The following is a 13114-nucleotide window of genomic DNA, read 5'->3' on the forward strand; positions in this document are numbered from 1 at the left end:
ATTCCTGCCCCTAATTGCTATGTTCCGAACTACCAACTACTTGCTTGGCCTGCTCCTGCTGTGCCTGCTGGCCGCCCCCGGCCGCGCCGAAACCGTGCGGATTTACCACGTGGGCGTGGGCCAGGGCGACGGCACTCTGATTGTGGTGACCAACGACCTCCGGCAGAAAGCCTCCATCCTGATTGATGCCGGCAACGGCAAGACCAAGGGCGCCGCCATGCTGGCGATGATTAAAACCTACCTCAGCGACGTGCAGCGGGTCGACGTCATCATCACCTCGCACCTGCACAGCGACCACCTGGGCGGCATGCAAAACGTAGTTTCGACCCTGGTAAGCAACAACTGGGGCATCGGCACGATACTCGACCGTTCCGCTCAGGGCTACATCGGCGACGATTCGTGCTACACGGAAAACGACGCCAACCTCATCGACCGCCTCAACGACGACACCCCCCAGCTGCCCACCAGCCAGCTGGTTAAGGCCTACGCCAAGCTCGTGGCACCGCTCCGTGACAAAGGCGCGCTGAACTGGTTCAACGTGGCGGCCGGCATCAACGTGTTTGCCACGTTCATCCCCAAGTTCCAGACCCGGGCCCAGCTGCGCTGTCTCACCAGCAACGGCTACGTGTGCAAGACGGCCACGGACTACTCCGACTGGATAAACCTGGCGGGCGAGGGCCGCAACGAAAACGACTTTTCGTACTCCTTTCTCTTCGAGCTGAACAGCTTCAAATACTTCACGGGCGGCGATATTGGGGGTGGCAAGCCCTACGTGGATTTGGAAACGCCGCTGGTCGCGTTTTTCGGGACGCGCCCCGATGCCGGCACCTTCCACTTCTGCGCCTACAAGGCCAGCCACCACGGCAGCCTGCACAGCACCAACGCCGCTTTTGTGGCCGCCACCACGCCCACCCTCACGGTGGTGCCGTCGGCGCTGCGCTCGTTCAGCGGCACCAAGCTGCCCGGCGAAGCCACGCTCACGCGCCTCGACGGCGTGAATTCGAACCTGCGCTACACCTACATCTGGGCCACGAATGGGGGTTCGTCGCGCTCCTCGGGCTCGGTCACGGCCTACCGCGACGTCACCATCATCGTGCACGACACCGCCTACGAAGCCAACCATCAGATGATGGTGTGCTCCATTACGCGCGACAAGGCCACCCTGGCGCTGCTGCCGAATACCCTGGTTCGCGAAACCATCACCTGCCCAAAGCACGCCAATACCCTGCTGGCCCGGCAAGTAGTCGAAGCTGACCGGCTGGCGTTCGAAAAAGCGGTATCGGCTCCGCTCCCGGCCGCAGGCATCGCGCCGCCTCCGACCCCCGCCCCGGCCCTGCGCACCAGCAGCCCGCGCCGGCACCAGCACTTCTGGCCCTGGCGCTGGGGGCACCGCCACGCTTATACCGAGTAGGGCGGCCGCCTGATTTTCGCCTTCTTTTTTCTGCTCATTCCCTTTCCCTCGCCGACGCATGGCAACCACCCTCGAACAAATTGCCAGCCAGCTGATTGCCAAGGCCCAGAGCACCGGCGGCAAGCTCTCGCTCGATAACTCCATCATCCTGAGCGACTGCTTTGCGAGCGTGCTGCAAGTGCTGGCGCTGCCGCAGGGCCTGTTCGTGCAGGTGGATGCCACCACGCCGGCCACCAACATCTACGTCGCGGCCGGCACGCTGTTCGTGAAGGGCGTGGGCGCGGCCTACGGCGGCTCGCTACCCGATTTTGAGTTGCAGCTGGTGGGCGAGGACGAGGCCACGCGCACGGCGGCCGTCACGGGCACGCTCTCGGCCCTGAACCTGAACCAGCTCGCCGCCGACCAGCTGGTGAGCAACGCTTCGCTGGCCACCCTGCTGCCCAGCCTGCCTTTCACCGACCTGGCGCTGGATGCGCAGTCGGACCCCACCGGGGCCAGCGGCCCGCTGATGACCCTGAGCCTGGCCAGCAGCCCCAACACCTGGCCCCTGCTGCCCGACCTGGGCATCGACCTGACCGGCGTGGGCGTGACGCTGCGCCGCACCGCCATCGCCCAAACCCTGAGCGTGACCGGGGCCTTCCTGCTGAACCACAAGCCGCTCAACGTGAGCCTGACGGTGCCGGCGTCGTCGTTTGTGGTGCCGGTCTGGACCATTGGGCTGGATGGCGGCGGGAGCACAATCATCGATTTGGCCGACCTCTCGGCGCTGCTGGCGGGGGTGAATATTTTTGAGCAGCTGCCGCCCGGCTTCGCCGCCATCGGCAATTTCGGGTTGAAAAGCCTGCTGGTGAGCTTCACGCCCACCTCGCTTTCGGCCAGCAGCGTGCAGCAGATTATGGTGGATGTGGGCACGCCCGCCACTGCTGCCCTGCCGCTGGCGGGCTCCGTGGCCATTCAGCAGGCCGGCGTGCAGCTCACCATCCTAAACCCCTTCGTGGGGGCCAACCGGCAAACCACGGCGGTTGTCTACGGCTCGCTGAAGCTCGGCAGCAGCAGCTACATCGACGTGACGATGACCATCCCCTTCGGCGGTTCCGACTGGGTGCTGAACGCGGCGGGCCAGTTCAATCTGAGCAACCTCTCGGTGTTCGAAAGCCTGCCCGGCGGCTACAGCACGAGCAGCATGAACCTGCCCGCCACCGTGAGCGGGGCGGCGCTGGTGCTCAACTACTTCACCATTTCCTTCAACCCCAGCTCGCTCCAGCTGTCGTTCATCACCTTCTCGGCGCAGCTGCAAACCACCTGGTGGATTATCGACAACGAGCTGGGCTTCAGCAACCCCGCGCTCACGGTGTACATTCCGGGGGCCTCGCTGAAATCGGCCCCGCCGCTGTCGGCCAGCGCCTCGGGGCTGGTGCTGCTGCCCGATAACGTGGTGCTGGCCCTGGGCGCTTCCTACACCAAGGGCGGGCCGTGGTCGTTTGCGGCCGCCCTCGCGCCGGGCTCGCAGGTGAACGTGATTTCGCTGGCCAAATACCTGCTGCAAACCGACGTGAACCCGGCCGCCATCTTGGGCATCAACGACTTGCTGATTACGGCCTTCGCCATGAGCGTGACGTCGGACCCGGCCACCGGCAAAACCACCTACGCCCTGAGCGGCACCACCACGGCCAACTGGAACCTCACCTTCGGCCTGCTGCCGCCCATCGACCTCGTGGCCGACCTGGCCGTGCAGTACGACGGCACCACCACCAACGTGGCCCTGGGCGTGAGCCTCGATTTGTTCGGCGTCGCATTCAAAGTCAGCTACTTGCTCCAGAATAACACCACCCAGCTGCAGCTGGCGTGGCAGGGGTTCACCTTCACCTACGACGAGACGAAGAACCTTATCACGGCCCAGGGCGGCGACTGGACGCTGGGCGGCATCCTCACGGCGCTGGTGAACGAGATTGACCCAGGGCTGAATTTCACCCTGCCCGACCCCTGGAGCCTGCTCAACTCCATCAGCCTCAAGGGCCTGACGCTCACCATCGACCTCAGCACCAAGCAGGTGACGGTCAGCTACCCGATATCGGTGAAGCTGTTTTTTATCGACATCACCAGCATCAACCTCAGCGTGGAGAACGGCTCCGGCGTGATTGTAGCGCTGGAAGGCACCTACCTCGACGGCCAGAAAATTCCGTCCTGGAACGCCGTGAAGGACTCGCCGCCGGCCGTGCCCGGCTCGGGCTCCGACATGTTCGACCTGCGCTTTGCCGCCTTCGGGCAGCACGTTAGGCTGGCTGGCCTGCCCCAGCCCGCCACCGTGCAGGACGCCATCAACGACTACACCACCTACCTGAAACCACCTAATCAGCAGTCCACTACGGTGCCGGTGGTGGCGGGCAGCAGCCAGCCCACCGGCACGCTGGTGTTCGACGAAACCAGCAGCTGGATGCTGGCGGCCGACTTCACGGTGGCCAAGTTCTACACCGTGCAGTTCGTGTTCAACGACCCCAGCCTGTACGGCCTGCGCATCGCCATTGCCAAGACGGCCGATTTCTTCGGGAATCTCGATTTTGAGATTATGTACAAGAAAATCAGCGACACCATTGGCATGTACCAGGCCGATTTGCAGCTGCCCGACGAGTTTCGGCACCTGGAGTTTGGCGAGGTGAGCATTACGCTGCCCGTCATCGGCATCAAGGTGTACACCAATGGCAATTTTTACCTCGATTTCGGCTTTCCGGCCAGCATGACGGACTTTTCCCGCTCGTTCAGCGTGCAGGTGTTTCCGTTTGTGGGCTACGGCGGCTTCTACTTCGGCTACCTCAGCGGGGCCACGTCTACCAACGTGCCCACAACCAGCTACGGGCAGTTCAACCCCGTGATTGAGGCCGGGCTGGGCCTGTCGCTGGGCGTGGGCAAAACCATCAACGAGGGCATTTTTTCGGCGGGTCTGTCGCTCACGGCGGTGGGCATTTTCCAGGGCGTGCTGGGCTTTTACACCTGCTACGCCGACAGCAGCCAGACCGATACCTACTACCGCTTCCAGGCCACGGTGGCGCTGGTGGGGCGCATCTACGGCAGCATCAATTTCGCCATCATTTCGGCTCAGTTCGACATCACGGCCTACGTGAGCCTGATGCTGACCATTGAGGCCTACATGCCCATTCCCATTACCTTTCAGGCCGGCGTGAGCGTGTCACTAACCGTAAAAATCAACCTCGGCTTGTTCAAGATTTCCATTTCGCTGCGGTTCAGCATCACCATCTCGGCCTCGTTCACCATCGGCACCGATACCTCCTCCCAAGCGCTTTGGAACCGCGCCTGCACCACCGGCGGCGCGCTGCGGGCGGCCCCCCTGGCGCTGTCCGCCCCGGCCGACCCGGTTGCCCTGGTGTGGCAGCCGCTGCTAATGGCCGCCGGCCAGCAAGAGCCGCTCGGGCTGTATTTCATGCCGCACCTCACGGTGAGCGCCGCAGCCGGGCCGCAGCAGGCCGAGTACGTGGCCATGCTCTACATCGACGCGCCGGACCCGGCCGGTACCAGCGCCGACACGTCGTCGCTGGGCAACCTGGCCACCGGCGTGCTCGCCTGGGTCCTCAACGCCTTGCTCAACAGCGGCAGCACCGGCACCACTTACGCCAGCCTGCTCACCCAAACCGTGACGGCCGACGATTTGAGCCTGCTGCTCTGCGTGTTTGAAAACCAGCCGGACAGCGTGCCACCGTTCAACTACGCCAACGCGGCCCACCACGACGCCAGCACGTTCCTCCAGCAGTTTTTCAGCGTCAACATCGTGCCGCCGCCCGCCGGCAGCGCCACCGACCCGGTGCTGCACGCGGCCGTGTTCCCGCCCTTCCCCGAGCTGCAACTGCAAACGGTGTACAACGGCACGGCCTCGGCCGTCACCGATTTTGCGCAGCAAAGCATGACCGGTGACCAGGGCTACATCGCGGCCGTGACGGCGCTGCTGCAAACCCTGGGCGTGAATTACGAAACCGCCCTCGCCGCCGGCCAGGACGCCGCCAGCTGCGCCAACGTGGACAACAGCGGCACCCAAGCCCAGCCCAACCTGTCGCTGCCCACCTTCTTCATCACCGATTACCTGGCGCTGCTGGCCAAAAGCATGCTGCAAAACGGCCTGAGCTACTTCAAGGCCAACGGGACGGCCTCGGCCACGGTGCAGCAGGTATTGACGGGCGTGCGCACGCCGGCCAACATTGCCGGGCTTTCGGGCATGGCTTCGCGCTTCCTGCTGCACGGCCTGCGCCTGCCCGCGCCGCCCGTGGCCGCCACCGGCCTGGTGCAGCCCTTCTACGCCCTCACGGGCCAGCAGGTGCCCCTGCCCGCCACCCTGGCCACCACCGACACCTACACCATTCAGCTGCTGAAAGCCGCCGGCACCACCTGGCTGGGCTTCAACGCCACGGCCGCCACCACGCTGCCCATCACGCTGGCCGCCGATGAAATCACGCGCATTATTCAGACGGCGGGCGTGACGATTGCGCCGACTTTCCTGCCGGGCTTCCCGGCGGCGATGGTGAATTTTGCCGATAACCCGCAGGCGTTCACGCTGGGCAGCCCGGCGCTGTGGCAGTACCCCGGCCAGTATTTTGGCGGGGTGGGCACCAAGCCCTCGGTGCTGAAACTGCCCGCCAACCTACAAAACGAGCTGACCCTGCTGGCGGGCCAGAACCTCGATTTCACCCTGATGGCCCTGAGCGCGGCCGGTGAAAACCCGCGGCCCGCAGCCGTGCAGAATTATGCCTGGGCCACGGCCGTCACGGTCACCATCCAGAAAATCACGGCCGTGGAAGGGCAGCCCGCGCCGCTGCAAGGCAATATGTACAACCTCATCGGCACCGACGATGTGGGCGTTTCCTACCTCCAGGATTTGGTGTCGTACCTCGACTCGCCGGCCGGCAACACCCTGGCGGGCACGGTGCAGGTGCTCTACCAGCCCGACCCCACTGGCAACAGCGCGGGCGGCTACATCTCGGCGGCCAACAACACCGCCACGCCCCCCGACCAGATTGCGCTGGCCATCATCCAGGCTAACCTTTCGACCGATACCAACCCGGAAACCACCGGCCTGCTGCGCGACGTCCTGGCCGCCGCGCCCGTGTTCCCGAACACGCTGAACAGCTTCACGGAGTTCGTGACCTTGCTTTGGGAGTGCAGCATCGTGCGCTCGGGCGGCTATTATTTCTACTACGACGCCGTGGCCCAGGGCCACGCCGGCCTGCCCGATGCTTTGTTCGACGCCAACGGCGCGGCCACGGTCCAGGTGCTCATCACCTACCCGCAGTTCCTGGCCCAGCCCTTCATCAACAGCGCCGTGGTGGGCGATGCGCTCGACTATTCCTCGACGGCCGTATTTGCCCAAACCCCGGCCCTGACCGTGCGCACGGCCACGTTGCAGCCCGGCAGCGTGGGCTACGTCATCCAGCGCCACAACCCCGGCGACTACGACCCCGCCACCCTGCCGCCCACCCCGCAGGAAGACGAAGTGTACCTCGAAAACCAGTTCAACCTGGTGGGGGCCACCCTGCCCGCCGTGCCGGCCTACCAGAACCTGCTGCCCTCCGGCCCGGTGGATGAGCTGGACCCTGCCACCGGCGTGGTGTCGGGCAGCGATGCCGTGTGGGCCTACAGCGGCATCATTCCCTATGCCCAGTTTGTGCAGCCGGGCAGTCCGCTTTATGGCTTTATTGACCCCTACGCCGGGGTGGGCACCACCGTGGCCATCCAGCTGAACTGGCAGGACATGTTCGGCAACGTGCTGCCGTTTGCGGCCGGGCAGGGACTGGTAAATGCGCCGCTGCTCTACACCGACCCGCTGCTGGCGGTGTCGCAGTGGCCGTCTGCGTCGGTGGGCTACGCCTTCGCCGGCACCAGCGCCAGCCCGGAAGTGCAGCTCACCTTCGGCTTCGCCACTGCCCGCTACCTGGGCCAGTCGGCGGCCAATAATGCCGCCATCGACCTGCAAACCTGGATGCGCCTGTGGTACCAGCTCCAGCACGCCGCCGATTTGAGCATGGCGTTCACCGTGTCCATCGACGGCACGGCGGCGGCCCCGCTGGGCTCCGTGCGCCCGCTCGACCTGGGGGCGCTGCAAACCCAGTTTGTGCGGCCCGCCATCGATTATCTGTACGGCATCGCCTACCCCGCGCCCAGCCTGAGCCCGGCGGTGCCCCCGGCCTACGTCGTCACCTCGCCCGTGGCCCCGGCCAGCATCAGCTCGTATCTCGATTTTTTTGCCCTCACGGTGAGCATCACCATGAGCCGCACGGGGCACGTCGACCCGAACTTTGCCACCACGCCGGGCGTGAGCAGCGCCGTAACCGGCGTGCAGCCGCTCACGAGCGCGGCGGGCAGCTCGGCCACGGCCATCACGGCGTTTGCCACGGCGTTCGAAGCCTTGTTCAACGCCGCCGGGCCGGTGTATCTGAAAGTGGCCACCGCCACCAACCTGAGCACCGCCACCACCACGGCCAGCGCCACGCCGCCCCTCTGGGTGGTGCGCTTCGATACCAGCGGCCAGGCCGGCATCAGCATTCCCTACGGCCAGGATGCCGACGGCAATGCCCTGGCGGCCTACTACGCGCCCATTCCGCTGGCCACCAGCCTGCAGAGCTTCAGCGCCCCGGTGCCAGGCTACCAGACCGGCCAGCCCTACCCCGGCACCGCGGCCACCAACAACTTCACCGGCATCGACCTCGACAACTGGGGCCAGCAGTTCCTCGAAGCCCTCGACCGCTTCCTGACGCCGGCCTACGCCGTGCCGGCCTTCCTGCTCGACAACGGCACCAGCCTCCAGCTGATTCTGGACGCCAAGCAGGCGCTGGCCGAAGCCATTACCGGCACGGTGGACAACATCATCGACTCGGACGTGGCCGCCAAGCAGGCCAACGTGCGCAACGCCCAGGAAAAATGGCTCCAGCAGCTGCTCATTCAGCTGGGCGGAGCTTATGCCTACACGGCAGCGGTGCAAACGCCGGTCACGGTGAGCTCCAGCTGGAGCGGGCCCAACACCGACCCGCCGGTGGCCGGCAGCCCGCCGCGCCTCTACGGGCAGCTGGTGGGCGCGCCCTTGGGCAACGACGCCGGCGGCGTGTTCGAGCAGGAATTCTCCCTCACCACCGCCAAGCTCCCCATCGGCACCGGCGATTCCTGGCTGACCTACCTGTTCCAGTGCAGGGACGCGGCCGATTTCGCCAGCTTCCCCTTCGGCGGCATGCAGTTCGCCATCACCCACGTCGAATGGAATTATGAGGCCGTGGAGGGCGTGGAAGGCTATTTGGGCTCGTCGTGGCTGGCGCTGGTACTGCCGGGCGCGCTGCCCGCCAGCTTCACCAACGTAGGCCCGGTCACGGTGCCGGTACCGCTGCGGGCCTACCCCACGCCGCCGTCCGTCACCGCGCAAAGCGCCGTCAATCCCTCGCCCGAAGCCACGCCGGCCAATGCCGTGCTGGCCGCCCGCAGCTGGGACTACCAGTTCAGCTACCAGGCATCCAACGTGAACCAGGACACGGTGGCGGTGCAGGTGCAGTTCAACGTGGGCACGGCTTCGGCCAACGGCCTGACGCTGGGCACCAACCCCATTCTGCCGCTGGCGCAGGCCCTGGCGCAGTTCATGGGCGTGTACCCGGCCATCAGCGCCGATTTTGACCAGCACCTGACCCAGGTTACCACCGCCGCTGCCTCCGGGCCGGCCTGGCAGGCGCTGCAAGCCTTCATTCTGCTGGCGCAAAACGTGGCCACGGCCTGGGCCACCACCAACCAGGTGAACCCGCTCAAAGCCGGGCCGCAGCTGCGCGCCACCCCGCCGGCCGCGCCCACGTTCGTCAAGCTCGACTTCCAGGTGGAAGAATCTTCGCTGAAGGAAAACCCGCAAAACCCCTTGCTGGTGACCGTATCGGCCGCGGCCGCCAACCCCCTACCGCTGCTGCTGGGCCTCGATATTCCGGGCTACACCCGCGCTTCGGCGGGCAGCGGCGCGGGCTGGGTGCAGTACAGCTACACCGACCCGGCCGGCCAGCCCCTGCTTTTTGCCAACCGCAACCTGGTGCCCACGCGCCTGGCCACGGCCCCGGCCGTGGACATCCTGAACCAGCAAAACGGCTGGGCCGGCCTGCGCATCATCCGCAACCAGGACCTGCTGCAAGTGCCGGGCTCGCCCACCGACTGGCAGCCCACCAACCCGCTGTTCATCTACCAGACGCCGCTGGTGATGTTCTTCTCGCAGCTGGCCCCGTTGTTTGCCGGCACCGCGCCCATCAACCTGGCCCAGCTGCCGGCGGCCGGGGGCGGCGCGGCCCAGCCACGCTCCCTGGCCGACAACGTGCTGGCCCTCGTGGCGGCCCTCACGCAGGCCGTCACCGTCAGCAGCCTCACCGCGAAAGTGGAGTGCGAGTACGCCTACACCCTGCCCAGCGGCCTGCCCGTGACCCTGCCCGTGCTGCTGGCCCTGCCGTTCCCGCTGCCCACCGCCGACCCCACGAATGCCTTCGCCACCACGCTCACCGCGGCCCTCACCGCCTGGCAAGAGCAGCACCAGCCCAACCCCACCGGCGGCCAGTGGCTGTTCGACATCAGCCTGTTTTCGGCCTACGGTTCGGGGCCGCCCATGCTGCGGCTGGCGTTTGAGCTGCTGCTCGCCGATTTGGGATAAGCGCTTGGCAGGCAAGGCTTTGGAATGACGTTCCGGCAATGAATTATGAATTAAGAATTTGACCATCAGATTTTTAATTCATAATTCATTACAGGAGCTACCCAGTTGCCTGGCCGCAAAGCGGTAACATGTTGGTAGTCTGGTGATTATGCGGTTGGTAAGAGCCGCAAAGCGGCGGCACGTTTCGTCTGGCGAAAGTGCCGCCGCTTTGCGGCTAAGCGGCTGTTTAGGCTGTCAGGCAGATTACCCCGAAGTCGTAATCCGGCCTGTTCGCCCGATACGAAACGGCTTTTCTTCAGCCCAAACGGGCCGAAGTACAACTTCGGGATACTCCGCCAACGGCCCGCGAAAGCGCCGCTGGCAGGGCCCCGAAACCACGTAGAAATACCTGTTTTTTAAACCCCGTAATTCTACGTTACGAACATTTACGCGGGTACCGGTCCTTTGCTAAACCAATTGCAGAGCGCCTGGCACGGCACTCCGCCGTGAATGCGCTTTCGCGCCCGAACCCAGGCTTTATAAAAATCCTCCGAATCAGAACACCGCCGCACCAAGCCCACGAAAGTGGCCGGAATAAGAAGCTGATAGATAATATAAAAAGCTCTTTATTTGCCGGGCTTTCGCGCCGCTTCTCCTGGCGGGCATCTTCTCTGGTTCCGCAACCGCTTCAGTAACATTCTTTTCACCATTTTCTCCCTTTTCTTTCCCCTATGGCAGCTTCCGACACTTCAAACGGCATCATCAGCCCCGCTTTGTTCGACCAGTACACCGCCAAATGGCTGGACGTTGTCAGCCAGCCCGACGGCTCCGTGCTGGCGCAGGCTTTCCTGGTCAATGGCAAAGACCGGCTCCTGTTCGTCGGCTTTCCCATCAAGCAAATCACGAGCCTGGTATCGGCCGTGGGGGTGCAAAAAATCAAAGCCCGGTTCCTGCTCATTCCCGGTGCCGATGGGCAGCCGCATTTCTCGCTCGCCCTGTTCGCTACCGGCGTCGACGACGAGATAGTGTCGGCCTACTACGTGCCCGACCAGTACTGGACCGGCGCGGCCCGGACGCCGGTGCTGGGCGAGCCCGTGCCGGGCGACCTGGCCGCCCAGTGGATGGCCAATTGGAAAGCCGCTCCCGCCGTGACTTCGGCCCAGTTTGCCTACACGCAAGGCCCGCTGCAAGGCTACAACTTCGACATCAAAGACTTCATGACGCCACTGTTCGCCGCCCAGCCTTTTGGCGACCAGCAAGTGCGCCTGAACCTGGGCCTGCACGAGTACTACGCCGCCAATTCCAGCGGCGCCGGCCCGACGCAAACCTTCGGGCTGGTGCTGCGGGTGTACAGCGCGGGCCAAAGCGTGAGCACGAGCGACGACGGCTTCTACGACATGGCCACGCCGTGCCCCCCTACTCACTAATCGCGCACAGCCCGGTTATTTCCCAGACGAGCGCAGGCAATCGCGGCCATGATGAGTAGCTTCGCCCACCTCTCGCTGCAGGAAATTTCAATTCGTTTGACGATGGTGCCAGTCATTGCGGCTGGCCTCATTGGTTTTGCCCGGTTCCGTTACCTGCCGCTGAATATGCGCTACCTCGCCCTACTCATCGGCTTTGTGCTGCCGCTGAATGCGTTGGGGTTTGTGTTCATGCTGCAGCACCGCAACAATCTGTTCCTGATGCCGGTGTATGCGGTGGGGGAGTTTTGGCTCTTGGCCCTGGTGTATGGCCGGAGCCTGCAGTCGGCGGCTTTTACGCGCATGATGCCGTGGCTGGTGGCCGGCTTTGCGGCCTACGCCTTGGTTGATAGCCTGCTGGCCCGGGCGGAGCTGGCGTATTTCCGGCCCGGCCAGCAGGTGATTCAGAGCGTGCTGGTGCTGGGCTTTGTGGGCCTCTATTTCCGCAAAGTCCTCCAGGAGCTGCGCATTGAGCACCTGCGGCGCGAGCCCATGTTTTGGGTATCGGCCGGCTTGTTCATATATTTTGCGGGCTATCTTCAGATTGCGCTTTTCAGCAACTACCTGCTGTACTACTCCGACCGGCTGAACATGAGCATCTGGGCCGTGCATTCGCTGCTTTTCATCGTCCTCTACTGCTGCTACTGCGTTGCGCTATGGCTTTCCCCGCGGAAGTAGCTTTTGGCCAGCTGCTCTTCGGGGGCATTGGGTTTATGCTGCTGGCGGCGAGCGCCTTACTGTTGTTTCTGGTGACCTACAAAAAACGCCTGCTGCAACAGCAGCTCCGCCTGCGCGCCGCCGAGGCCGTGCACCAGCAGCAGCTGCTCACGGCCATCATCGAAGCCCAGGAAGGCGAGCGCGAGCGCATCGGCCAGGACTTGCACGACGGCATTGGCTCTACCATTGCCACGGCCAAGCTGCTGGTGAACCGGCTCACCAGCACGTCGGCCCTGCCGCCGCCGCCGGAACTGCTCACCCTCATCGAAGAGCTGATGACGACGGCCGTGCAGGACGTGCGCAGCATTTCGCACAGCCTCTACCCGGCCGTGCTGGCCCGCTACGGCCTGGCCGAAGCCGTTCAGCACTTGGTGGATGTGTGCAACGAGACGGGCACCGTGCCCATTGAGCTGGAGCTGGATTATTTTCAGCCCCTGGCCCTCACCCAGGAGCTGGCGCTCTACCGCATCTGCCAGGAGCTGGTGCACAACGCCCTCAAGCACGCCAAGGGCGCCACCCGGCTCGTGGTGCGGCTGCAGCAGCACGGCCTGCTCCTTACGCTGGCCGTGGAGGACAACGGCTGCGGCCTCCCGGCCGACCCGGCCCCACAGCTGATTGACGGTGCCGGCCTGCGCAGCATCGAGGTGCGCGTGCAGATGCTAAACGCCCGCCTGCTCCGGCAATCGGCCGCCGGGCAAGGCACCCGCATGGTCATCGAGCTAGAGGCTCCGGGCTAGGACGTGTGAACAATTAAGGTAGCTTTGAAGATGCAAAAAGACCGCACATTCCTGACCGACCCGCACTGGCAACGCCTTTCGCCACTCTTGCCGGGCCAAGCGAATGCCTGCGGCGTGACGGCCAAGGACACGCGCTTGTTCGTGGAGG

The 13114-nt window shown here is 64.6% G+C and carries 5 protein-coding genes; all 5 read left to right on the forward strand.

Annotated elements, in window-relative coordinates; genetic code table 11:
- Nucleotides 1-19: 19 nt before the first annotated feature.
- The 5 genes from J4G38_RS25060 to J4G38_RS25080 all read left to right on the forward strand — a co-directional run bounded on the left by J4G38_RS25060 (nt 20) and on the right by J4G38_RS25080 (nt 12966).
- Nucleotides 20-1411, forward strand: coding sequence for an MBL fold metallo-hydrolase (locus tag J4G38_RS25060; protein WP_210521568.1), 1392 nt, complete (start codon nt 20-22; stop codon nt 1409-1411).
- Nucleotides 1412-1469: 58 nt separating this feature from the next.
- Entirely contained in the window at nt 1470-10070 is an 8601-nt protein-coding gene (locus J4G38_RS25065; RefSeq protein WP_210521567.1) for a hypothetical protein, read from the forward strand.
- Between the two features lie 710 nt (nt 10071-10780).
- On the forward strand, nt 10781-11476 hold the full coding sequence (locus J4G38_RS25070) for a hypothetical protein (protein WP_210521566.1): 696 nt from the start codon (nt 10781-10783) through the stop codon (nt 11474-11476).
- 102 nt (nt 11477-11578) lie between these two features.
- Nucleotides 11579-12190, forward strand: a complete 612-nt coding sequence (locus J4G38_RS25075) for a hypothetical protein (RefSeq protein WP_210521565.1) — start codon at nt 11579-11581, stop codon at nt 12188-12190.
- Complete coding sequence (locus J4G38_RS25080; protein ID WP_210521564.1) at nt 12169-12966, forward strand: sensor histidine kinase; 798 nt, start codon at nt 12169-12171, stop codon at nt 12964-12966. Before J4G38_RS25075 ends, J4G38_RS25080 begins: the two co-directional genes overlap by 22 nt.
- Nucleotides 12967-13114 lie beyond the last annotated feature (148 nt).

It is taken from the genome of Hymenobacter terricola (assembly GCF_017921975.2).
GTDB classification, from domain to species: domain Bacteria; phylum Bacteroidota; class Bacteroidia; order Cytophagales; family Hymenobacteraceae; genus Hymenobacter; species Hymenobacter terricola.